Here is a 22,189-nt window from a genome sequence, read left to right as displayed (position 1 = left end):
CCCCACAAGGGGGGAGGGAACCCTACCAGCGAGTCCGTAGCCAGGAAGCCAATCACGCCGCCTTCGACGCCGCGGCGAGCGAGGCGAAGGTCTTGCCTTCGTCGGCGAGCTTCCGGAGCAACGGCGCCGGCTCCAGCGAGGGATCGTTGGTCTCCTTGGCATAGAAGGCCAGGCGATCGGCGATGTGCTTGAGGCCGACGCTGTCGGCCCAGAACATCGGGCCGCCGCGATAGATCGGCCAGCCATAGCCATAGAGCCAGACCACGTCGATGTCGGACGGACGCGCCGCGATGCCCTCGGCGAGGATCTTCGCGCCCTCGTTGATCATCGGGTACATCATGCGCTCGAGGATCTCGTCGTCGCTGACGACGCGCTTCTTGCGGCCGAGGCGCGCCAGCGTCTCGTCGATCAGCTTCTCGACCTCCGGATCGGGCAACGCCGCGCGCGAGCCCTGCTCATACTTGTAGTAGCCCTTGCCGGTCTTCTGGCCGAAGCGGCCGGCCTCGCACAGCGCGTCCGCGATCTCCGACTTGATGCCGCGGTCCTTGCGCGAGCGCCAGCCGATATCGAGGCCGGCGAGATCGCCCATCGCGAACGGGCCCATCGGCATGCCGAACTTGGTGACGACGGCGTCGACCTGCTGCGGCAGCGCGCCTTCGAACAACAGCTTCTCGGCCTGCTTGCCGCGCTGCGCCAGCATGCGGTTGCCGACGAAGCCGTCGCAGACGCCGACCACGGCCGGCACTTTTGCAATTTTGCGGGCGATCGACACGGCGGTGACCAGCGCATCGGGCGCGGTCTTGTCGGCGCGCACGATCTCGCACAGCTTCATCACGTTGGCCGGCGAGAAGAAGTGCATGCCGAGCACGTCCTGCGGACGCTTGGTCGACTGCGCGATCTCGTCGATGTTGAGATAGGAGGTGTTGGAGGCCAGCACCGCGCCCGGCTTGGCGTATTGATCGAGCTTGCCGAACACTTCCTTCTTGACCGCCATGGTCTCGAACACGGCCTCGATCACCAGATCGGCGTCACCGACGTTCTCGATCCCGACGACGCCGTTGATCAGCCCCATGCGCTTGGCGGGCGCGTCCGCCGGGATGCCGCCGCGCGCGGCGGTCGCCTCGTAGTTCTTCTGCATGATGCCCATGCCGCGCTTGAGCTGCTCCTCGCCGGTCTCGATCAGCGTGACCGGAATGCCGGCATTGGCGAACGACATCGCGATGCCGCCGCCCATGGTGCCGGCGCCGAGGATGGCGACGCGCGCGACGTTGCGGCCCTTGGTGCCCTCGGGAACGCCGGCGACCTTGGCCGCCTCGCGCTCGGCGAAGAAGGCGTAGCGCTGCGCCTTCGACTGATCGCCATTCATCAGCTTGAGGAAGCCTTCGCGCTCCTTCTTCAGGCCCTCGTCGAACGGCAGGTCGATCGCGGCGCCGACGGCGTCGGCAGCGGCGAACGGCGCTTCGAGGCCGCGCGACTTCTTGGTCAGCGCGGCGACCGCATTGGTGAAGATCGAACGATCGGCCTTCGCCGCCGCGAGCTTGGAGTCATCATCGCGCAGCTTGCGCAGCGGACGCTTCTCGGCGACCACCTTGCGCGCGAACGCCACGCCGCCCGACGCCGGACCTTCGACGATCTCCTCGATCAGGCCGGCCTTGAGCGCCGCATCGGCGCCGATCGGATCACCGCCGACGATCATCTTGACCGCGAGCTCCGGGCCGACCGCGCGCGGCAGGCGCTGGGTGCCGCCGGCGCCCGGCAGCAGGCCGAGCTTCACCTCGGGCAGGCCGAGCTTGGCGTCCTTGGTGGCGACGCGATAGTGGCAGGCCAGCGCAACCTCGAGGCCGCCGCCGAGCGCCGTGCCGTGGATCGCGGCAACGATCGGCTTCGGCGAGCTTTCCATCAGGCTCAGCACTTCGGCGAGACCGGGCGGCTTCGGCGGCTTGCCGAATTCGGTGATGTCGGCGCCGGCGATGAAGGTACGGCCGGCGCAGGTCAGCACGATGCCCTGCACCTGCGCGTCATCGATCGCGCTCTTCATGCACTCGAAGATGCCGCCGCGCACCGCGGCGCTGAGCGCATTCACGGGCGGGCTGTTAACCGTGACGACGGCAATATTGTCATGACGTTCGAGCTTGACGACTTCACTCACCGGGACTCTCCCTGGATGCTTGTTCTTGAACTTGTGTTGAGTAGCTGCACGACCTGCGTCGAACCGCTGCGATTAGACCAATTTCGCACTGCGAAATTTAATTCCACGTCTTGACACGGAGGGTTATTTTGAAGCACGAGCCTTGTCAACGAGCATGACAAGGGTAGGACAAGGATCGGCAATGAAGCGCGCCGGCAAGAAAGTAGCGACCGATCGCAATTTCGTCGTCGCGCTTTCCCGCGGACTGGACGTTCTGCGCGCATTTCAACCCAATGACGGCCTGCTCGGCAATCAGGAGATTGCAGCCCGCACCAAGTTACCGAAGCCGACCATTTCCCGACTGACATACACACTGACCAAGTTGGGATACCTTACACCTGTACCGAAATTCGAGAAGTACCAGCTCGCGCCGTCGGCGATGGCGCTCGGCTACGCCGCGCTCGCCAATCTCGGCGTTCGGCATTTGTCCGAGCCGTATCGAGAAGAAGTGATGCGCGCGACCGGCGGCGCCGTCGCGGTCGGCGGCCGCGACCGCCACAGCATGATCTATTTCGGGCAGAGCCGGAACGGCCTGGCGCTCGGCGTGCAACTCGACGTCGGCTCGCGGGTGCCGATCGCAACCACAGCGATGGGACGTGCCTATATTTGGGCATTGCCACCCGACGATCGTGCGGCATTATTGCGCGAGCTGCGGGATCACTATGGCAGCCGCTGGGCCAAGATGCGTGATGGCATCGAGCGTTCCGGCGAGACGGTTGCGAAGCATGGCTTCACGATGTCCACCGGCGATTGGCAGAACGACGTCGCCGCGGTCGGTGTTGCGTTGAGACTGAATGACGGGACCGGTCCCTATGCCTTCAATTGCGGCGCACCGGCATTCCGCTTCACGGAAGACCGATTGCTCAACGACATTGGACCTCGTCTTGTGGCGATGGTAAGAAACATCGAGCAGGCGCTCGGTGGGATAGCGCCGCAATCCAAAAAAGAACAAAGCAAAAAGACCAGAGTAGGAGGGAAAGTTGCACGTTTGGCCGAGGGGATCAGATAGCCTCCATCACGTCCGGCGAAGTCCATCGCAGGGCCGCTCGCACCGCTCGAAGACGGCGGGCGAGACGAGATGACGCAGGCACAGCTCGCGCAGGGGAACGATCCCCTGCTCGCGGTTCGCGACGTCAGCGTCGTGTTCGGCGGCATCATCGCATTGAACGGCGTGTCGTTCGACATGCGCCGTGGACAGATCCTCGGCTTGATCGGCCCGAACGGCGCCGGCAAGACCACGCTGTTCAATTGCCTGTCGCGGCTCTATCAGCCGTCGTCCGGCGACATCCTGATGGAAGGCAAGAGCATCCTGACACGGCCGCCGCACCGGATCGCCGAGATCGGCATCGGCCGCACCTTCCAGAACGTCGCATTGTTTCCCAATCTTTCCGTGATCGACAACGTCCGCGTCGGCGCGCATGCGCGCACCTCGAGCGACATCGTCAGCGACTCGCTGCGCCTCGCCTGGGTTCGCCGCGGCGAGAACGACATGAACAAGAAGGTGCACGACATCCTCGGCTATCTCGATCTCGAGGACGTCGCCCACACTGTGGTTTCGGGACTCCCGTTCGGCACCCAGAAGCGTGTCGAGCTGGCGCGCGCTTTGGCCGCAGACCCAAAGATCCTGCTGCTCGACGAGCCGGCCGGCGGCCTCAATCACGAGGAAGTCTATGTGCTCGGCGACCTGATCCGCAAAATCCGCGATGACCGTAAAATTACGGTGTTGCTGGTCGAGCATCACATGGGTCTCGTGATGTCGATCGCAGACCACGTCGTCGCGCTCAATTTCGGCCGCAAGCTCGCCGAAGGCACGCCGGCCCAGGTCCAGGCCGACCCCGACGTCATCAAGGCCTATCTGGGGAGCAAGGACCAATGACCACGATGCTCAACGTCAAGGACCTGCGCGCCTATTACGGCCAGGTCCAGGCCCTGCACGGCCTCACCTTTTCGCTCAACGAAGGCTCGCTGACCACGCTGCTCGGCGCCAACGGCGCCGGCAAGACCACCACGCTGCGGGCGATCTGCAACATGGTGCGCTCGACCGGCGCGATCGAGTTCGACGGCAAGCCGATCGGAACCCGTTCCACCGAGAACGTGGTCCGCCTCGGCATCGCCCATGTGCCGCAGGGCCGCGGCACCTTCACCAACATGACGGTGGAGGAAAATCTGCAACTCGGCGCCATCAGCCGCTCCGACAAGGGCGCGATCGGCACCGACATCGAGCGGATGTACGAGCACTTCCCGGTGCTCAAGCAGCGCTATACCCAGCAGGCCGGCACGCTGTCCGGCGGCGAGCAGCAGATGCTCGCGGTGGCGCGCGCGCTGATGCTGCGGCCGCGCCTGATGCTGCTCGACGAACCGTCGTTCGGCCTCGCGCCGCTGATCGTGCGCGACCTGTTCCGGATCCTCGGCAAGATCAATCGCGAAGAGAAGGTGACCATCCTGGTGGTCGAGCAGAATGCGCAGCTCGCGCTCGAGCTCGCCGACCAGGCCTATGTGATCGAAACCGGACGGATCGTGATGTCGGGCAATGCCAAGGACATCGCGAACAATGAAGACGTCCGCAAATCCTATCTCGGCTACTGAGGAGCTGGCACAATGGAGCTTTTTGCCAACCAGGTCCTGGCCGGCATCGCCACCGGCGCGATCTATGCTTGTATGGCGCTCGCGGTGGTCATGATCTACCAGGCCATCGACCATCTGAATTTCGCCCAAGGCGAAATGGCGATGTTCTCGACCTTCGTGTCGTGGCAGCTGATGCAATGGGGCGTGCCATATTGGGGCGCCTTCGTGCTCACGGTCGCCTTTTCGTTCGCAGCCGGCATCGTCATCGAGCGGCTGCTGTTCAAGCCGCTGGCGAAGGCGCCGATCCTGACCAACGTCGCCGGGTTCATCGCGCTCTATGCGATCATCAACTCGGTCGCCGGCCTGATCTGGGACTTCACCATCAAGCAATATCCGACGCCGTTCGGCTCCTCGCCGTTCCTCGGCAGCCAGCTGATCTCGACCCACCAGGCCGGCATGATCGGCATCACGCTGCTGATGCTGCTCCTGCTGTTCTTCTTCTTCCGCTTCACCCGGGTCGGTCTTGCGATGCGGGCGGCGGCTTCGCTGCCGGAATCGGCCCGCCTGGTCGGCATCAACACCTCGTGGATGATCGCGCTCGGTTGGGGCATGGCGTCCGCGATCGGCTCGATCGCCGGCATGATGATCGCACCGGTGGTGTTCCTCGAGCCGAACATGATGCTCGGCGTGCTGATCTACGGATTTGCCGCGGCCGTGCTCGGCGGCCTGAGCTCGCCGTTCGGCGCCGTGATGGGCGGCTTCCTGGTCGGCATCTTCGAGAACCTGGTCGGCACCTACATCCCCGGCGTCGGCAATGAGCTGAAACTTCCGATCGCGCTTGCGCTGATCATCGTCGTCCTGGTCGTGAAACCGGCAGGCCTGTTCGGCCGCGCCATCGTCAAGCGAGTTTGATCATGAGCGCCGCTGAAGAAATCGTCACAGAAGCCCCGGCCATCGAGGCCGTGCCAAAGCGCGCGATGACCCTCGGTTACGGCACCTCGCTCGTGGTGCTGGCCGCGCTGATCATCATCCCGCTGTTCGTGAAGAACTTCATCATCTTCCAGATGACGATGCTTCTGATCTACGCGCTCGCGGTGATGGCCCTCAACATCCTGACCGGCGGCAGCGGTCAGTTCTCGCTCGGTCAGAGCGCGTTCTATGCCGTCGGCGCCTATACGTCGGCGATCCTGATGGAGCATGCGGGCATGAACTATGCCCTGACGCTGCCGATCGCCGGCATCGTCTGCTTCGGCTTCGGCTTCCTGTTCGGCCAGCCGGCGCTGCGGCTTTCCGGCGTCTATCTGGCGCTCGCGACCTTCGCGCTTGCCACCGCGATGCCGCAGCTGCTCAAGCTCGGCTATTTCGAGCACTGGACCGGCGGCGTGCAAGGCCTCGTCGTCACCAAGCCGGATGCCCCGTTCGGCCTGCCGATGTCGCAGGACATGTGGCTCTACTACTTCACCCTGGTGGTCTCGATCGCAATCTATGTCGCCTCGGTGAACCTGCTGCGCTCGCGCTCCGGCCGCGCCTTCATGGCGATCCGCGACAACGAGATCGCAGCCTCCGCGATGGGTGTCGACGTCGCGCTGTACAAGACGCTGGCGTTCGGCGTCTCGGCCGGCATCACCGGCGTCGCCGGCGGTCTCGGCGCCATCGCGGTGCAGTTCGTGGCACCCGACGGCTACACCATCCAGCTCGCGATCTCGCTGTTCCTCGGTATGGTGGTCGGCGGCGTCGGCTGGCTGCCGGGCTCGATCGTAGGTTCCGCCTTCATCATCTTCGTGCCCAACATCGCTGAAGGCATTTCCAAGGGCCTCTCCGGCGCTGTGTTCGGCGTGCTGCTGTTCCTCGTCATCTTCCTCGTGCCGCACGGCGCCAGGCAGGTTGCGATCGTTGCCCAGCAGCTGGCCGCGAAGCTCAAGAAAAACTGAAGCATGATCCGGAAAACCGCGACGCGGTTTTCCGGACGGGATCATGCTCACTAAAAGCCTATAGAACCAAACCAGGAGACATTATGCTTTCTACCGTTCGGATCGCCGCGATTTCCGCGGCGATCGTTGCCGCGACGTCCACTGCCGCATTCGCCCAGAAGAAATACGACACCGGCGCCACCGATACCGAGATCAAGGTCGGCAACATCATTCCCTATAGCGGCCCCGCCTCCGCCTATGGCGTGATCGGCAAGACCGAAGAAGCCTACTTCAAGATGATCAACGACCAGGGCGGCATCAACGGCCGCAAGGTCAACTTCATCACCTATGACGATGCCTACTCGCCGCCGAAGGCGGTCGAACAGGTGCGCAAGCTGGTCGAGAGCGACGAGGTGCTGCTGGTGTTCAACCCGCTCGGCACGCCGTCGAACACCGCGATCCAGAAATACCTGAACTCCAAGAAGATCCCGCAGCTGTTCGTCGCCACCGGTGCCACCAAGTGGAACGATCCGAAGAACTTCCCGTGGACCATGGGCTGGCAGCCGAGCTACCAGAGCGAAGCCCAGATCTACGCCAAATGGCTGATGAAGGAGAAGCCCGACGCCAAGGTCGCGATCCTCTATCAGAACGACGATTTCGGCAAAGACTACCTCAAGGGCACCAAGGACGGCTTCGGCGCCAAGGCGGCCACCAGCATCATCATGGAGGAGAGCTACGAGATCTCCGAGCCATCGATCGACAGCCACATCGTCAAGATCAAGGCCGCCAATCCGGACGTGCTGCTGATCTACACCACGCCGAAGTTCGGCGCCCAGACCATCAAGAAGACCGCCGAGCTCGGCTGGAAGCCGTTGCAGATCATCACCAACGTGTCGGCCTCGGTCGGCAGCGTGATGCAGCCGGCCGGCTTCGACAACGCCCAGGGCGTGCTGTCGGCGGCCTACGCCAAGGACGGCGCCGATCCGCAGTGGGCCAACGATGCCGGCATGAAGAAATGGTCGGCCTTCCTCGACAAGTACATGCCCGGCGCCGACCGCACCGACGGCGGCTATGTCTACGGCTATGGCGCCGCGCAGACGCTCGCCAAGGTGCTCGAGATGTGCGGCGACGATCTGACCCGCGCCAATGTCATGAAGCAGGCCGCCAGCCTGAAGGACTTCACGCCCGACACGCTGCTGCCCGGCGTCAAGATCAACACCTCGGCCACCGACTTCGCCCCGATCGCCCAGTTGCAGATGCAGCGCTTCAAGGGTCAGAAATGGGAACTGTTCGGCGACATCATTTCCGGCGACGTGCCTTCCGAGTAACATTGCACTGCGGAAACAAAATCAACCGGCCTCCGCGACTTCAGTCGCGGGGGCTTTTTGTTGACGCCCGGTGCCGATGGTATTGAATACGCTCCAACAAAGACTCCAGGTGGGGAAACCATGACTGCCGTACGTCCGTCCCTGACGGCGCTCTTGTCCGCATTTGCCCTGATCATGACGTGTTGCGACGGCGCACTGGCCCAGAAGGCCTTTGACCCCGGCGTCAGCGACACCGAGATCAAGATCGGCAACACCATGCCGTACTCGGGACCGGCTTCGGCCTTTGGCGTGATCGGCAAGGCCGAAGCGGCCTATTTCAGGATGATCAACGATGCCGGCGGCATCCACGGCCGCAAGATCAAATTCATCTCCTATGACGATGGCTACTCACCGGCCAAGACGGTGGAGCAGACGCGCAAGCTGGTCGAGGACGACCAGGTCCTGCTGGTGTTCGGCTCGGTCGGCACCGGAAGCAACGCGGCGGTCCGGAAATACATGAACGAGAAGCAGGTGCCCCAGTTGTTCATCGCATCCGGCGCCTCCAAGTGGAACGACCCGAAGAACTATCCATGGACCATGGGTTGGCAGCCGTCCTACCAGGACGAGGCGAGGGTCTACGCAAAATACATCATGAAGCACAAGGCCGACGCCAAGGTCGGCGTGCTCTACCAGAATGACGATTTCGGCAAGGACTACATCAAGGGCCTGAAGGACGCGTTCGGCGACAAGGCGTCGATGATCGTGGCCGAGGAGGCCTACGATACGTCGGAGCCGACCATCGACAGCCACATCGTCAAGCTGAAAGCCGCCGGCGCCGACACTTTCATCAGCATCACGTCGCCGAAATTCGCGGCGCAGGCGATCAAGAAGGCCGCCGAGATCGCGTGGACGCCGTTGCAGATCGTCACCAACGTCTCGGCCTCGGTCGGCGGCGTGATGCAGCCCGCCGGCTTCGAAAATTCGCAGGGCATCCTGTCGGCATCCTATCTCAAGGACGGCGCCGATCCGCAGTGGGACAAGGATCCCAGCATGGAGAAATTCCTTACCTTCCTTAAGAAGGACTATCCCGACGCCAACAAGCTCGACGGCGCCAACGCCTACGGCTATGCCGCCGCGCAAACCCTGGTGAAGGTGCTCGAGATGTGCGGCGACGATCTCACCCGCGCCAATGTCATGAAGCAGGCCGCGAGCCTGAAGGACTTTGTCCCGGACACGCTGCTGCCCGGCATCAGCATCAACACCTCGCCCACCGACTTCGCACCGATCAAGCAACTGCGCTTGATGCGCTTCAAGGGCGAGAAGTGGGAGCTGTTCGGCGACATCATTTCGAGCAATCTCAGCAACTGATCGTCGCGGATCGTCGTCAGATCCGCACGCTCAACTCAACAGCGTCGCGCGAAGCAACCGCAATCTGTGCGGATGTCTCGCACCGATCCCGTGAGCGCGACTAAAGACGCAGCCTCCGTGGCACCGCCGCGGGGGCTTTTCGTTGAGACGTCCCGGGTAAGATGATAGTTTGCACTCATAACAATGAGCCCTCGAAACAGGGGGACCGCGACACATCATCTGCTATCAGGGAGAGAAACCGCATGTCTGCAACACGACATCTGGCGGCATTTGCCGTTGCGCTCGCGCTCGTCTCCGCATCCTGCAGCACAGCGCTGGCCCAGAAGAAATACGACACCGGCGCGAGCGATACCGAGATCAAGATCGGCAATATCATGCCCTACAGCGGCCCTGCGTCCGCCTATGGCGTGATCGGCAAGACCGAGGAGGCCTATTTCCGCAAGATCAACGCCGAAGGCGGCATCAATGGCCGCAAGATCACCTTCATCAGCTATGACGACGCCTACACGCCGCCGAAAACCGTCGAGCAGGCGCGCAAGCTGGTCGAGAGCGACGAGGTGCTGCTGATCTTCAATCCGCTCGGCACGCCGCCGAACTCGGCGATCCAGAAATACATGAACACCAAGAAGGTGCCGCAGCTGTTCGTCGCCACCGGCGCCACCAAATGGAACGATCCGAAGGAGTTTCCCTGGACCATGGGCTGGCAGCCCAACTACCAGAGCGAGACCCAGATCTACGCCAAGTACATCCTGAAGAACCATCCGAACGCCAAGATCGCCGTGCTCTACCAGAACGACGATTACGGCAAGGACTACCTGAAGGGCTTCAAGGACGGGCTCGGCGCCAAGGGCGCGTCGCTGATCGTCGCGGAAGACACCTACGAGGTCACCGAGCCGACCATCGACTCGCATATCGTGACATTGAAGGCTTCGGGCGCCGACGTCTTCATGAACATCACCACGCCGAAATTCGCCGCGCAGGCAATCAAGAAGAACGCCGAGCTCGGCTGGAAGCCGCTGCACTTCCTCAACAACGTCTCGGCCTCGATCGGCAGCGTGATTGCGCCCGCCGGCAAGGAGAACGCCCAGGGCATCATCTCCTCGGCCTATCTGAAGGATCCGACCGATCCGCAGTGGACGACCGATCCTGCGATGATCGCCTGGAACAAATTCCTCGATCAATACTATCCGGACGCCAACCGCGCCGATGCCTCCGTGATGTACGCCTACACCGTGGCACAGGGACTGGTGCATGTGCTGAAGGCCTGCGGCGACGACCTGACCCGCGCCAACATCATGAAGCAGGCGGCGAGCATCCAGAACCTCGAGCTGGGCGGCCTGTTGCCCGGCATCAAGGTCAACACCTCGGCGACCGATTTCGCCCCGCTCTCGCAATTGCAGCTGGAGCGCTTCAAGGGCGAGACCTGGGAGCGCTTTGGCGACATCCTGAGCAGCGACGTCGGCGGTTGATTACGAGCAAGCCTGATCGACCAACACGCGGCCCCTGCGGCAATGTCGCAGGGGCCCGTCGTTGAGGCGGTCGGGACAGAATGATATTGCTAGCGAACAACAACAGAGCCTTCGAAACAGGGGGCCACGACACATCAGTCTGACAACAGGGAGAGAGACGTTAATGTCCGCACCTCGACATCTGGCGGTCCTTGCGGCCGCGCTTGCGCTCGCCGCAGCTTCAAGCGGTTCGGCGCTTGCCCAGAAGAAATACGACACCGGCGCCAGCGACACCGAGATCAAGATCGGCAACATCATGCCTTACAGCGGACCCGCATCCGCTTACGGCATCATCGGCCGCACCGAGGCCGCCTATTTCAAGAAGATCAACGACGCCGGCGGCATCAACGGCCGCAAAATCAACTTCATCTCCTACGATGACGCCTACTCGCCGCCGAAGGCCGTGGAGCAGGCCCGCAAGCTGGTCGAGAGCGACGAAGTGCTGCTGATCTTCAACTCGCTCGGGACGCCGTCGAACTCGGCGATCCAGAAGTACATGAACTCCAAGAAGGTGCCGCAGCTATTCGTCGCCACCGGCGCCACCAAGTGGAACGATCCGAAGGAGTTTCCGTGGACCATGGGCTGGCAGCCCAACTACCAGAGCGAGACCCAGATCTACGCCAAATACATCCTGAAGAACATGCCGAACGCCAAGATCGCCGTGCTCTACCAGAACGACGATTACGGCAAGGACTATCTCAAGGGTCTGAAGGATGGTCTCGGCCAGAAGGCCGCCAGCATGATCGTCGCCGAGGACAGTTTCGAGACCTCGGAGCCGAGCATCGACAATCACATCGTCAAGCTCAAAGCCAGCAACGCCGACGTCTTCGTCGACATCGCAACGCCGAAATTCGCCGCCCAGGCGATCAAGAAGGTCGCCGAGCTCGGCTGGAAGCCGACCCACTTCCTCAACAACGTGTCGGCATCGGTCGGCAGCGTGATCAAGCCGGCAGGCTACGACAACGCGCAGGGCATCATCTCCGCCGCCTACCTGAAGGACGCCTCCGACAAGCAATGGGACAATGATCCCGGCATGAAGGAATTCTACGCCTTCATGGCCAAGGACTTCCCGGAAGGCGACAAGCTCGACGGCGGCACCGTGACCGGCTACGGCGTGGCGCAGACCCTGGTCCAGGTGCTCAAGCAGTGCGGCGACAACCTCACGCGCGAGAACATCATGAAGCAGGCGGCGAACTTGCAGGACTTCCGCACCGAGGTGCTGCTGCCCGGCATCAAGATCAACACCGCGCCGAACGATTTCGCGCCGATCAGCCAGTTGCAGCTGATGAAGTTCAAGGGCGAGAAATGGGAACTGTTCGGTGACGTCATCAGCGCCGACGTCGGCGGCTGATTTTCCATCAACGGACGAAACTGAATGGCCTCCTGCGATACCGTCGCAGGAGGCTTTTTCATTAGCCATTGCGCCGGCTCCAGGGGCGATGCCGCTTACACTTTGCCCGGCAATGCGCTAGGAAAACCGGCAATCATCCGAAACGAAACCGACGCCCTGGCGCGGGAACAACAAGGAGTTTTCGGGACATGACGATGCCGATCCGACACCGTATCGCAACCGCCCTGCTCGGCCTCACCGTCGCCGCCGCGACCGGCCATGCCGCATGGGCGCAGAAGAAGTACGACACCGGCGCCAGCGATACCGAGATCAAGATCGGCAACATCGTCCCCTATAGCGGCCCGGCGTCGGCCTATGGCGTGGTCGGCAAGGCCATGGGCGCGGTGTTCAAGAAGGTCAACGACGACGGCGGCATCAACGGCCGCAAGATCAATTTCATTTCCTACGACGACGCCTATTCGCCGCCAAAGGCGGTGGAGCAGGCGCGCAAGCTGGTCGAGAGCGACGAGGTGCTGTTCCTGTTCGGCACGCTCGGCACCGCCTCCAACACCGCGATCCAGAAGTATCTCAACGCCAAGAAGGTGCCGCAGCTGTTCGTCGCCACCGGCGCCACCAAGTGGAACGACCCGAAGGCCTTCCCGTGGACCATGGGCTGGCTGCCGAGCTACCAGAGCGAGTCGCGGATCTACGCGAAATATCTGCTCAAGGAGAAACCCGCGGCCAAGGTCGCGGTGCTCTACCAGAACGACGACATGGGCAAGGACTACCTCAAGGGCCTGGAAGACGGCTTCGCCGGCAATCCGGCAGCGGTCGTCGCCAAGGAGAGCTACGAGGTCGCCGAACCCACCATCGATTCCCATGTGGTGCGGCTGAAATCCGCCAATCCCGACGTCATCATCTTCTTCACCACGCCGAAATTCGGCGCCCAGGCGATCAAGAAGCTCGGCGAGATGAACTGGAAGCCGGTGACGATCGTCTCCAACGTCTCGGCCTCCACCGCGACGGTGATGCGTCCGGCCGGGCTCGACAATGCGCAGGGCGTGATCTCGGCGGCCTACGCCAAGGACGCCAGCGATCCGCAGTGGAAGGACGATGCCGGCATGAAGGCGTTCGACGATCTGCTCGCCAAATATTTGCCCGACACCAACCGCGCCGATGCTTCGGCGATGACCGGCTACAACATGGCGACCACCATGGTCGAGGTGCTGCGCCGCTGCGGCGACGATCTCACCCGCGCCAACGTCATGAAGCAGGCGGCGAGCCTGAAGCAGTTCGCGCAAGGCGGCCTGCTGCCGGGCGTGACGCTCACCACCGGCCCTGCCGACTTCCAGCCGATCGAGCAGTTGCAGCTGATGCAGTTCAAGGGCGAGCGCTGGCAGTTGTTCGGCGACGTCATCAGCGGCGAGATCGCCGGCAACTGATCCGTCATACGGAGGCCCAGCCATGACCGACCGTCGTCCCTTCCTGCGTTCGATCTTCGATGCCGCGGTGGCGGCTGCGCATCCCGACGTCGTGCTCGCGGCGCGGCTGCGGCCGGTGCCGAAGGGACGGGTGATCTGCCTCGCCGCCGGCAAGGGCGCCGGCGCGATGGCGGCGGCGGCGGAACGGCACTATCTCGACACGCTCGGCCTCGAGCCACAGCGGCTGGTCGGCATCGCCACCACCCGCCACGGCCACGGCGTGCCGACCCGCCGCATCAAGGTGGTCGAGGCCGGCCACCCGGTGCCCGACGAGGCCGGCCTGCGCGCCGCCGACGATACGCTGCGGCTGGCGGCGGAAGCGACGCCCGACGACCTGCTGCTGGTGCTCTTGACCGGGGGCGGCTCGGCGAACTGGATCGCGCCGGTCGATGGCGTCAGCTTTGCCCAAAAGCAGCAGGTCAACCGCGCGCTGCTGCGCTCCGGCGCGCCGATCGGCGAAATGAACATCGTCCGCAAGCATCTGTCGCGGATCAAGGGCGGACGGCTGGCGCGCGCCGGCCAGCACGCCGCCGAGATCGTCACCCTGGCGATCTCGGACGTGCCGCATGACGATCCCTCGGCGATCGCCTCGGGCCCGACGGTGCCGGATCCGACCACGCTGGCGGATGCCCGCGCGCTGGTCGCCAAGTACAATCTCTCGGTCGATGACGCGGTGCGCCGCGCGCTCGACGATCCCAGCAATGAGAGCTGCAAGCCCGGCGATCCGGCCTTTGCACGCGCCACGTTCGAGCTGCTGGCAAAACCCAAAGCCTCGATCGACGCCGCGGTGAAGGTCGCGCAGGACGCCGGCTACGAGACCATCGCGCTCGGCGCCGATCTCGAAGGCGAGGCCCGCGAGGTTGCGGCCGAGCATGCGCGGTTGGCGCTGAAGGCGCGCAGCGAGGGCAAGCGCGTCGCGATCGTCTCCGGCGGCGAGCTTACGGTGACGGTGCGCGGCAACGGCCGCGGCGGACCCAACCAGGAATATGCGCTGGCGCTCGCCGGCCTGCTCAAGGATACGCCCGACATCGCGGCGCTCGCCGCCGACACCGATGGCGCCGATGGCGGTGCCGGCAGCGCGACCGACCCCGCCGGCGCCATGATCGACCAGGCGACCTTCGCCAAGATGAAATCGATCGGCCTCGATCCGAAGGCCTATCTCGAGAACAACGACGCCACCGGCTTTTTCGCGCAGACCGGCGATCTGCTGTTGACCGGCCCGACGCTGACCAATGTGAATGATGTCAGGGTGATTTTGGTGGATTGAGGCGCCTTGTCATTCCGGGGCAGCCCGCAGGGCTGAACCCGGAATCCATTCAGCCGCGAAGCTTGCGGCGCAATGGATTCCGGGCTCTCGCTTCGCGAGCCTCGGAATGACGAGCCCTCAAAACTCCTGCGCGAGCTTCGCCAGCATTTCCAGCAGCGCGGCGTGGTTGGCCGGGCCGAGCACCTCGATCAGCCGCGCCTCGTGCTTGTTGGCGACGAGCTTCTTGGCGCGCGCCAGCACGGCGCGGCCCTTGTCGGTGAGGACCAGGATGTGGGAGCGGCGGTCATTGGTGGAGCGCATCCGCGCGCAAAGGTCGCGGCTCTCCAGCGCGTCGAGCATCGCGACGAAATTCGGCCGAAGGATGCCGAGCGTGTTGGCGATCTCGGTCTGGTTGCGACCCGGGTTCTTGTCGAGCAGCAGCAGCACCGAGAACTGCGCCGGGGTCAGTTGCAGCGGCGCCACGCAGCGCAGGAAGTCCTCGAATACCTTGAGCTGCGCCCGCTTCAACGAATAGCCGAGCAAACCTGACAGTTCGCCCAATTGCAGCATGCTGTCGTCCCCGGCAGGATCGACCGGTTCCCGACGCGTGGCGCGCGGAGACCTGACGACATCGGAGGCGGTCTTGGAAACAGTCATCGCTCCAGGCTCGCAATCCCGGTACAAAAACCCCGCGGGACGCTCGGGGATCTTGAGATTATATCCAATAATTGTTATCCGCTATATCTAATATCGACGGCTATCAACAGCCGATATCGGCCGACCCGACCGGCACAGCCGGTTGCGACGGCCCGACGCTTAAGGGGGAGCGCTCGGCCTTGAACACAACGATCATGCTGTTCCTGCTGCAGGACGGCATCACCAATGGCGCGATCTACGCACTGCTTGGGCTGGCCCTGGTGCTGGTGTTCGCGGTGACGCGGGTGATCCTGATCCCGCAGGGCGAATTCGTGACCTATGGCGCGCTGAGCTACGCCATGCTGGCGACCGGCCAGGTGCCCGGCACCGTGCGGCTCGCGGTCGCGATGGGGCTCGTCGCCTTCGCCCTCGACCTGTTCTTCGCGCGCAAGGCGCTGCACGCCAGCAAGGTGATGCGCTCCGTCGCGCTCAACATCGCCTTCCCGTTCGCGCTGCTTGGCCTGACCTATGCGCTGGTCGGCCCCAACACGCCGATCGCCGTCAACATCGCGCTGGCGCTGCTGATCGTGGCGGCGATCGGGCTGTTCCTCTACCGCATCGCGTTCCAGCCGATCGCGCACACCTCCGTGCTGGTGCTGTTGATCGCCTCGGTCGGCTGCCATCTGGCGCTACAGGGCCTCGGCCTGGTGTTCTTCGGTGCCGAAGGCCTGCGCGGCCCGGCGCTGTCGAACGCCGCGGTGACCGCGGGCCCGCTGCGTTTCACCGGCCAGAGCCTCGCGGTGTACGGCCTGACGGTCGGCTTCATCGCCGCCCTTTGGCTGTTCTTCGGCTACACCAGGACCGGCAAGGCGCTGCGCGCCACCGCGGTCAATCGGCTCGGCGCCCGCCTGGTCGGCATCCGCACCACGCTGTCGGGCCAGATCGCGTTCCTGCTCGCATCCGTGATCGGCGCGATCTCCGGCATCCTGATCGTGCCGATCACCACGCTCTACTACGACACCGGCTTCCTGATCGGCCTGAAGGGTTTCATTGCCGCCATCATCGGCGGCCTGGTCAGCTATCCCCTGACCGCGGTCGCGGCCATCGTGGTCGGCATCGTCGAGGCCTTCTCGTCGTTCTACGCCAGCAACTTCAAGGAAGTCATCGTGTTCACGCTGATCCTTCCCGTCCTGGTGCTGCGCTCGCTCGCAGCGCCCCAGGTCGAAGAAGAGAAGGATTGAGCGCGATGACGCAGCGGCTGCCTCTGATCATCTTCGCGCTCGCGATGGCGGTGATCCCGCTGCTCCCGGGCGTCCCGCCGTTCTGGATCGTGCTGCTCGACAATATCGGCCTCGCCGCGCTGGTGGCGATGGGGCTGGTGCTGCTCACCGGCGTCGGCGGCCTCACTTCGTTCGGACAGGCCGCGTTCTGCGGCTTCGGCGCCTACACCACGGCGGTGCTGACCACAGCCTATGGCGTCTCGCCCTGGCTGACCTTGCCGGCATCGCTTCTGGTCAGCGGCATCGCGGCGGTGCTGCTCGGCCTCGTCACGGTGCGGCTGTCGGGCCATTACCTGCCGCTCGGCACCATCGCCTGGGGCATCGGCCTGTTCTATCTGTTCAGCAAGCTGGAATTCCTCGGCCGCAATGACGGCATCTCGGGCATTCCGCCGCTCTCGATCGGCTCGTTCAAGATGCTGAGCCCGGATGCGATCTATTACGCGATCTGGGTCGCGGTGCTGCTCGCCGCGCTCTTGACCATGAACCTGCTGGATTCCCGCACCGGGCGTGCGATCCGCGCGCTGCGGCGCGGGCATGTCGCGGCGGAAGCGTTCGGCGTGCAGACGCCGCGCGCCAAACTGCTGGTGTTCATCTATGCGGCCGTTCTGGCCGGCCTGTCCGGTTGGCTCTATGCGCATTTCCAGCGCGCCGCAAACCCGACGCCGTTCGGCGCGCAGGCCGGCATCGAATATCTGTTCATCGCCGTGGTCGGCGGTGCCGGCTACGTCTGGGGCGGCGTGCTCGGCGCGGCCATCGTCGTGATCCTCAAGGAAGTGCTGCAAAGCTACCTGCCCTACATCTTCGGCGGCCAGAGCCAGCTCGAGACCATCGTGTTCGGCATCATGCTGGTGCTGCTGTTGCAGCTCGCGCCGCAGGGCGTCTGGCCCTGGCTGATGTCGCGGCTGCCGTTCAAGCCCGCGCGCAAGACGCCTGATACGTCGGTGAAGCTGGAGCATCCCGAGCGCGCTGCCGGCTCGTCGCCGGTGCTGCTGCATGTCGAGAAGGCACGGAAGCAGTTCGGCGGCGTGGTCGCGGTGAACGACGTCTCGTTCGACGTCAACGCCCGCGAGATCGTCGCGCTGATCGGCCCGAACGGCGCCGGCAAGAGCACCACCTTCAACCTGATCACCGGCGTGCTGGCCACGACCGGCGGCAAGGTCTCGGTGCTCGGCAGGGAAGTTGCCAACGCCCCGCCCCAGGAGGTGGTCAAGCTCGGCGTGTCCAGGACCTTCCAGCACGTCAAGCTGGTGCCCGACATGACCGTGCTGGAGAACGTCGCGATCGGCGCCCATCTGCGCGGCTCGTCCGGCGCGATCTCCAGCATGCTGCGGCTCGACCGCGCCGACGAGGCGAGGCTTTTGGCGGAGGCCGCGCGGCAGATCGAACGCGTCGGCCTGTCCGACCAGATCGACCAGCTCGCGGGTTCGCTGTCGCTCGGCCAGCAGCGCATCGTCGAGATCGCGCGCGCGCTGTGCGTCGATCCGATGCTGCTGCTGCTCGACGAGCCGGCCGCCGGCCTGCGCCACATGGAGAAGCAGCGGCTGGCTGCGCTGCTGCGGCAATTGCGCGACGGCGGCATGTCGGTGCTGCTGGTCGAGCACGACATGGGCTTCGTGATGGATCTCGCCGACCGCATCGTGGTGCTCGATTTCGGCACCAAGATCGCCGAGGGCACGCCGGCCGCGATCAAGCGCAATCCCGACGTGATCAAGGCCTATCTCGGAGCCGCCGCATGACTGCGCTGCTATCGGTCGCCGACGTCCACATTTCCTACGGCAAGGTCGAGGCGGTACGCGGCGTCTCGCTCGACGTCGCCGACAACGAGATCGTTACCATCATCGGCGCCAACGGCGCCGGCAAGACCACGCTGCTCAACGCCATGATGGGCGTGCTGCCGCTAAAGGGCCGCACCAGCTTCGCTGGCGCCGACATGGCGCCGCTCGACATCGAGGACCGCGTCGCGAAGGGCTTGAGCCTGGTGCCCGAGCATCGCGAATTGTTCGGCACCATGAATGTCGAGGACAATCTCGAGCTCGGCGCGTTCCGGATCGCGAAGGCTGTCGCCGCGACCTCGCTGGAGCGGGTCTACACCCTGTTTCCGCGGCTCAGGGAGCGGCGCAAGCAGCTCGCCGGCACGCTGTCCGGCGGCGAGCAGCAGATGCTGGCGATGGGCCGCGCGCTGATGGGCGCGCCAAAACTCCTGATGCTGGACGAGCCGAGCCTCGGCCTCGCCCCGATCATCGTCGCCGACATCTTCCGCATCGTCGGCGAGCTCCGCGCAGCCGGGGTCTCGGTGCTGCTGGTCGAGCAGAATGCCCAGGCCGCACTACAGATCGCCGACCGCGCCTATGTGATGGAGCTCGGCGAATTCGTGCTGTCGGGCCCAGCCAAGGACATCGCCGCCAACAAGGGCGTCGCCGCGAGCTATCTCGGCTTCCAGCACGAGGGCGACAGCGCGATTTAGGAACGCGGGTACGTACGCGGATGGATCGCCAAGCGCGCCAATGTGAGGGAGCTCCCGGCGGTAGGGTTCCCTCCCCCCTTGCGGGGGAGGGTTAGGGAGAGGGGTGTCACACGGCATGCTCTTGCCGTACGCGCTTCAACTACGCGCGACCGAGATTGCGCTAGCGACAATCCCATCGATCATCTTGCCCGGGGCTTACCCCTCCCCCGCAAGGGGGGAAGCCCGCGCAACATGCCCACCTTACGCAATTTCGGGTGAACGCCTCTCCTGCCGAGGCTAAGAAAAAAAGCCGGTCTGCTTCAGGACCGGCTTCTTCGCTTCGTCCAAACCCGTGACTGGCTCACATCGCCGGGACGTACTTCCCGTCCTTGACCGTCAGCAGGATGCGCGAGCGGTCGTCGAGGCCGTAGCGGTCCTTTTCAGTCCAGTTGTAGACGCCCTGGCTCGCGACGATCTCCTTCTCGGAGATCAACGCCTGACGGATCGCCTCGCGGAATTCCGGCGTGCCGGGCTTGGCGGTCTTCAGCGCCGTCGGGATGATGCGGTTCAGCACCTGGAACGCGTCGTAGGAGTGGCCGGCGAACTGGCTGCGGCTGTTGGCGCCGTACTTGGCTTCATAGGCGGTGTTGAGCGCAAGGCCGGGCTTCTTGGTCAGCGCGCTGTCTGGCTGGGTCTCCGGCGACATCACCGGTCCCGCCGCCATGATGACGCCTTCAGCAGCAGCGCCCGCGATGCGGATGAAGTCCATCGTGGCTGCGCCGTGGGTCTGGTAGATCAGGCCCTTGTAACCGCGCTCGCGCAGCGCGGTTTGCGGCAGCGCGGCAGCGGTGCCCGAGGCGCCGATCAGGATGGCGTCCGGATTGGAGGCGACGAGCTTCAGCACCTGGCCGGCGACCGAGGTGTCGGGACGCGCGAAGCGCTCCTCGTCGGTCATGGTCAGGCCCATCGGTACGGCGTGGGCCTTGAAGTCGGTGACCCAGAGATCGCCATAGGAATCCGAGTAGCCGATATAGCCGACGGTCTTGATGTTGTGAGCCTTCATGTGCTCGTAGAGCGCCTTGGCCATGATCGACGCCGACTGCGGCAGGTCGACCGACCACTTGGCGCGGGCGTCGTTGATCGGGAACGGCGCCAGACCCAAATGCGGGATGCCGGCCTCGTTGGCGACCGTCGACACCGCGATCGTCGGCGGCGTGGTGCAGGAGCCCATGATGATGTCGGCCTTGGACTCGGTGACGAAGCGCCGCGCATTGGTGGTCGCGGCCGTCGGATCGCCGCCGTCATCGAGCACGATCAGCTTCAGCGGCACGCCGCCGATCTCCTTCGGCACGAAATCGAGCGCGTTGCGCTCGGGGATGCCGAGCGCCGCGGCCGGCCCCGTGGTCGAGATCGAAATGCCGATGGTGATCTCATTGGTCTGCGCCTGCGCGGACATGCCCGGCAGCGCGAAAGCTGCTGCGAGCACCGCGGCGGCGAGAGTGGCCTTCCTCATTCATTCCTCCCTGCGGATATGTTTTTTGGGTTTAAACCGGTTTCGCGGGCCAATTCAGCCCCTTCTTTAGAGCATGATCCGGAAAAGTGGAAACCGGTTTTCCAGGAGAGTCATGCTCCAAAAGTCGAGTCACGAAGGGCGGCACGTCAGCCTTTCATGAACAAGTTCAGCCGCTCATGAAGCGGTCGATGATCTCCTGCGGAAATGGCGCCGATTTCAGCCTGTCCGGATCGTCCGGATGGCGGCCGACCAGCACCCTGGTCTCGAAGGCCTCGATCGCAAGCTGCTCGCCCTTGAACACGCGGTGCACCACCTCGAAGCTCGAGCGCTTGATGCTCTCGATCCGGGTCTCGATGGTAATCCAGTCGCCATGGGTCGACGGGATGTGGAATTTCGCCCTTGTGTCGACCATGGGAATGCCGACCAGGCCGTATTTGTGGACCAGATCCTGCTTCGAGCAGCCGGCGGCTTCGAACATGATCGAAGTCGAGTCGTCGAACATCGCGAAGTAGCGCGGGTAATAGACGATGTTGGCGGGGTCGCAATCGCCCCACTGGATCTGCACGTCGCGCCGGTGGATGAACATGGTTTATCCCTCGATTGATCGTGATCGATCCGGAACGGCGTTTCGCGCCGTTCCGGATCATGCGTCAGCGCGGGGCCATCCGGAGCGCGGCATCGAGCCGCACCACTTCGCCGTTCAGATAGGGATTGTCGATCATGTGCAGCGCCAGCGAAGCGAACTCGTCGGCCTGGCCGAGCCGGCGCGGGAACGGGATCGCGGCGGCGAGCGAGTCCTGGGCCTCCTGCGGTAGGCCGGCAAGCAAGGGCGTCATGAAAAGGCCGGGCGCGATCGTCAGCACGCGGATACCGAACTGCGCGAGTTCGCGCGCGATCGGCAAGGTCATCGCGACGATGCCGCCCTTGGACGCCGAATAGGCCGCCTGCCCGATCTGTCCGTCGTAGGCCGCGACCGAGGCGGTCGAGATCACGACGCCGCGCTCGCCGGTCGCCTGCGGCTCGAGCTTCGACATCTCGGCGGTGGCAAGCCGCAGCATATTGAAGGAGCCGAGCAGATTGACCTTGATCACCTTGTCGAAGTCGGCCAGCGCCATCGGCCCTTCGCGGCCGATCACGCGCTTTGCCACGCCGATGCCGGCGCAGTTCACCAGCACGCGCGCCGGGCCATGCGCCTTGGCGGCGGCAGCGACCGCAGCCTCCGCGGCAGCGGCGTCGGCAACGTCGCAGACAACGGCAATGCCGCCGATCTCCGCCGCGACGCTCTCGGCGAGCTTGGCGTTGAGGTCGCAGACCGCGACCTTGGCACCCTGCGCGGCCAGCCGGCGCGCGGTCGCGGCACCCAATCCCGATGCACCGCCGGTGACGATGGCGGCCTGGTCCTTCAACTGCATGG

Annotated in this window: 19 protein-coding genes; 14 read left to right on the top strand and 5 right to left on the bottom strand. The window is 64.4% G+C overall.

Annotated features, from left to right (window positions below):
• Nucleotides 1-52: 52 nt before the first annotated feature.
• A complete protein-coding gene (locus B2W55_RS02260; protein ID WP_024581733.1) occupies nucleotides 53-2,149 on the bottom strand; it encodes a 3-hydroxyacyl-CoA dehydrogenase NAD-binding domain-containing protein in 2,097 nt (698 codons plus the stop codon).
• Between the two features lie 181 nt (nucleotides 2,150-2,330).
• Between B2W55_RS02260 and B2W55_RS02255 the strand changes: the two genes are divergently transcribed.
• From B2W55_RS02255 to B2W55_RS02205, 11 genes are all read left to right on the top strand, one after another.
• Nucleotides 2,331-3,197 carry an IclR family transcriptional regulator gene (locus tag B2W55_RS02255; RefSeq protein WP_024581732.1) on the top strand — a complete coding sequence of 289 codons (867 nt, stop codon included), beginning with the start codon at nucleotides 2,331-2,333 and terminating at the stop codon, nucleotides 3,195-3,197.
• 69 nt (nucleotides 3,198-3,266) lie between these two features.
• The gene (locus B2W55_RS02250) at nucleotides 3,267-4,064 is read left to right on the top strand and encodes an ABC transporter ATP-binding protein (RefSeq protein ID WP_024581731.1); all 798 of its coding nucleotides are present in this window, start codon (nucleotides 3,267-3,269) and stop codon (nucleotides 4,062-4,064) included.
• Complete coding sequence (locus tag B2W55_RS02245; RefSeq protein ID WP_024581730.1) at nucleotides 4,061-4,774, top strand: ABC transporter ATP-binding protein; 714 nt, start codon at nucleotides 4,061-4,063, stop codon at nucleotides 4,772-4,774. The genes B2W55_RS02250 and B2W55_RS02245 overlap by 4 nt, the downstream gene beginning before the upstream one ends.
• A gap of 12 nt (nucleotides 4,775-4,786) precedes the next feature.
• A complete protein-coding gene (locus tag B2W55_RS02240) occupies nucleotides 4,787-5,665 on the top strand; it encodes a branched-chain amino acid ABC transporter permease (RefSeq protein ID WP_024581729.1) in 879 nt (292 codons plus the stop codon).
• Nucleotides 5,666-5,667: 2 nt separating this feature from the next.
• A complete protein-coding gene (locus tag B2W55_RS02235; RefSeq protein ID WP_024581728.1) occupies nucleotides 5,668-6,684 on the top strand; it encodes a branched-chain amino acid ABC transporter permease in 1,017 nt (338 codons plus the stop codon).
• A gap of 83 nt (nucleotides 6,685-6,767) precedes the next feature.
• Complete coding sequence (locus B2W55_RS02230; protein WP_024581727.1) at nucleotides 6,768-7,991, top strand: ABC transporter substrate-binding protein; 1,224 nt, start codon at nucleotides 6,768-6,770, stop codon at nucleotides 7,989-7,991.
• A gap of 120 nt (nucleotides 7,992-8,111) precedes the next feature.
• Nucleotides 8,112-9,338: an ABC transporter substrate-binding protein gene (locus tag B2W55_RS02225; protein WP_024581726.1), complete on the top strand. Its 1,227-nt coding sequence runs from the start codon at nucleotides 8,112-8,114 to the stop codon at nucleotides 9,336-9,338.
• Nucleotides 9,339-9,580: 242 nt separating this feature from the next.
• Entirely contained in the window at nucleotides 9,581-10,807 is a 1,227-nt protein-coding gene (locus B2W55_RS02220; protein WP_024581725.1) for an ABC transporter substrate-binding protein, read from the top strand.
• A gap of 163 nt (nucleotides 10,808-10,970) precedes the next feature.
• Complete coding sequence (locus B2W55_RS02215) at nucleotides 10,971-12,197, top strand: ABC transporter substrate-binding protein (RefSeq protein WP_024581724.1); 1,227 nt, start codon at nucleotides 10,971-10,973, stop codon at nucleotides 12,195-12,197.
• Between the two features lie 188 nt (nucleotides 12,198-12,385).
• On the top strand, nucleotides 12,386-13,618 hold the full coding sequence (locus tag B2W55_RS02210; protein ID WP_029879197.1) for an ABC transporter substrate-binding protein: 1,233 nt from the start codon (nucleotides 12,386-12,388) through the stop codon (nucleotides 13,616-13,618).
• 22 nt (nucleotides 13,619-13,640) lie between these two features.
• Nucleotides 13,641-14,924 (top strand): glycerate kinase type-2 family protein, encoded by a 1,284-nt coding sequence (locus tag B2W55_RS02205; protein WP_024581722.1) that lies wholly within the window; start codon nucleotides 13,641-13,643, stop codon nucleotides 14,922-14,924.
• 117 nt (nucleotides 14,925-15,041) lie between these two features.
• On the opposite strand, the gene B2W55_RS02200 is transcribed toward B2W55_RS02205, so the two are convergent.
• A complete protein-coding gene (locus tag B2W55_RS02200) occupies nucleotides 15,042-15,560 on the bottom strand; it encodes a MarR family winged helix-turn-helix transcriptional regulator (protein ID WP_024581721.1) in 519 nt (172 codons plus the stop codon).
• A gap of 179 nt (nucleotides 15,561-15,739) precedes the next feature.
• Here B2W55_RS02200 and B2W55_RS02195 point away from each other — a divergent pair, with 179 nt between their 5' ends.
• The 3 genes from B2W55_RS02195 to B2W55_RS02185 are packed head-to-tail and all read left to right on the top strand — an operon-like array spanning nucleotide 15,740 to nucleotide 19,283.
• Entirely contained in the window at nucleotides 15,740-16,780 is a 1,041-nt protein-coding gene (locus B2W55_RS02195; RefSeq protein ID WP_024581720.1) for a branched-chain amino acid ABC transporter permease, read from the top strand.
• A gap of 5 nt (nucleotides 16,781-16,785) precedes the next feature.
• A complete protein-coding gene (locus tag B2W55_RS02190) occupies nucleotides 16,786-18,555 on the top strand; it encodes an ABC transporter permease subunit (RefSeq protein ID WP_024581719.1) in 1,770 nt (589 codons plus the stop codon).
• On the top strand, nucleotides 18,552-19,283 hold the full coding sequence (locus B2W55_RS02185; RefSeq protein ID WP_024581718.1) for an ABC transporter ATP-binding protein: 732 nt from the start codon (nucleotides 18,552-18,554) through the stop codon (nucleotides 19,281-19,283). Before B2W55_RS02190 ends, B2W55_RS02185 begins: the two co-directional genes overlap by 4 nt.
• 340 nt (nucleotides 19,284-19,623) lie before the next feature.
• On the opposite strand, the gene B2W55_RS02180 is transcribed toward B2W55_RS02185, so the two are convergent.
• The 3 genes from B2W55_RS02180 to B2W55_RS02170 form a co-directional block, all read right to left on the bottom strand.
• A complete protein-coding gene (locus B2W55_RS02180) occupies nucleotides 19,624-20,775 on the bottom strand; it encodes an ABC transporter substrate-binding protein (RefSeq protein ID WP_024581717.1) in 1,152 nt (383 codons plus the stop codon).
• Between the two features lie 166 nt (nucleotides 20,776-20,941).
• A complete protein-coding gene (locus B2W55_RS02175; protein ID WP_024581716.1) occupies nucleotides 20,942-21,361 on the bottom strand; it encodes an acyl-CoA thioesterase in 420 nt (139 codons plus the stop codon).
• A gap of 64 nt (nucleotides 21,362-21,425) precedes the next feature.
• The gene (locus B2W55_RS02170; RefSeq protein WP_024581715.1) at nucleotides 21,426-22,187 is read right to left on the bottom strand and encodes an SDR family NAD(P)-dependent oxidoreductase; all 762 of its coding nucleotides are present in this window, start codon (nucleotides 22,185-22,187) and stop codon (nucleotides 21,426-21,428) included.
• Nucleotides 22,188-22,189 lie beyond the last annotated feature (2 nt).

This window comes from Bradyrhizobium sp. UBA2491, assembly GCF_002341725.1.
Classification (GTDB): Bacteria; Pseudomonadota; Alphaproteobacteria; order Rhizobiales; family Xanthobacteraceae; genus Bradyrhizobium.
The sequence above is the reverse complement of the archived record's forward strand: the minus strand, read 5'-3'. Positions and strand labels throughout refer to the sequence as shown.

Excerpts from the sequence above, each read along its gene's own strand:
- B2W55_RS02255 (WP_024581732.1), top strand. The coding sequence starts at position 2,331 with ATGAAGCGCGCCGGCAAGAAAGTAGCGACCGATCGCAATTTCGTCGTC.
- B2W55_RS02250 (WP_024581731.1), top strand. The coding sequence starts at position 3,267 with ATGACGCAGGCACAGCTCGCGCAGGGGAACGATCCCCTGCTCGCGGTT.
- B2W55_RS02245 (WP_024581730.1), top strand. The coding sequence starts at position 4,061 with ATGACCACGATGCTCAACGTCAAGGACCTGCGCGCCTATTACGGCCAG.
- B2W55_RS02240 (WP_024581729.1), top strand. The coding sequence starts at position 4,787 with ATGGAGCTTTTTGCCAACCAGGTCCTGGCCGGCATCGCCACCGGCGCG.
- B2W55_RS02235 (WP_024581728.1), top strand. The coding sequence starts at position 5,668 with ATGAGCGCCGCTGAAGAAATCGTCACAGAAGCCCCGGCCATCGAGGCC.
- B2W55_RS02230 (WP_024581727.1), top strand. The coding sequence starts at position 6,768 with ATGCTTTCTACCGTTCGGATCGCCGCGATTTCCGCGGCGATCGTTGCC.
- B2W55_RS02225 (WP_024581726.1), top strand. The coding sequence starts at position 8,112 with ATGACTGCCGTACGTCCGTCCCTGACGGCGCTCTTGTCCGCATTTGCC.
- B2W55_RS02220 (WP_024581725.1), top strand. The coding sequence starts at position 9,581 with ATGTCTGCAACACGACATCTGGCGGCATTTGCCGTTGCGCTCGCGCTC.
- B2W55_RS02215 (WP_024581724.1), top strand. The coding sequence starts at position 10,971 with ATGTCCGCACCTCGACATCTGGCGGTCCTTGCGGCCGCGCTTGCGCTC.
- B2W55_RS02210 (WP_029879197.1), top strand. The coding sequence starts at position 12,386 with ATGACGATGCCGATCCGACACCGTATCGCAACCGCCCTGCTCGGCCTC.
- B2W55_RS02205 (WP_024581722.1), top strand. The coding sequence starts at position 13,641 with ATGACCGACCGTCGTCCCTTCCTGCGTTCGATCTTCGATGCCGCGGTG.
- B2W55_RS02200 (WP_024581721.1), bottom strand. The coding sequence starts at position 15,560 with ATGACTGTTTCCAAGACCGCCTCCGATGTCGTCAGGTCTCCGCGCGCC.
- B2W55_RS02190 (WP_024581719.1), top strand. The coding sequence starts at position 16,786 with ATGACGCAGCGGCTGCCTCTGATCATCTTCGCGCTCGCGATGGCGGTG.
- B2W55_RS02185 (WP_024581718.1), top strand. The coding sequence starts at position 18,552 with ATGACTGCGCTGCTATCGGTCGCCGACGTCCACATTTCCTACGGCAAG.
- B2W55_RS02180 (WP_024581717.1), bottom strand. The coding sequence starts at position 20,775 with ATGAGGAAGGCCACTCTCGCCGCCGCGGTGCTCGCAGCAGCTTTCGCG.
- B2W55_RS02175 (WP_024581716.1), bottom strand. The coding sequence starts at position 21,361 with ATGTTCATCCACCGGCGCGACGTGCAGATCCAGTGGGGCGATTGCGAC.
- B2W55_RS02170 (WP_024581715.1), bottom strand. The coding sequence starts at position 22,187 with ATGCAGTTGAAGGACCAGGCCGCCATCGTCACCGGCGGTGCATCGGGA.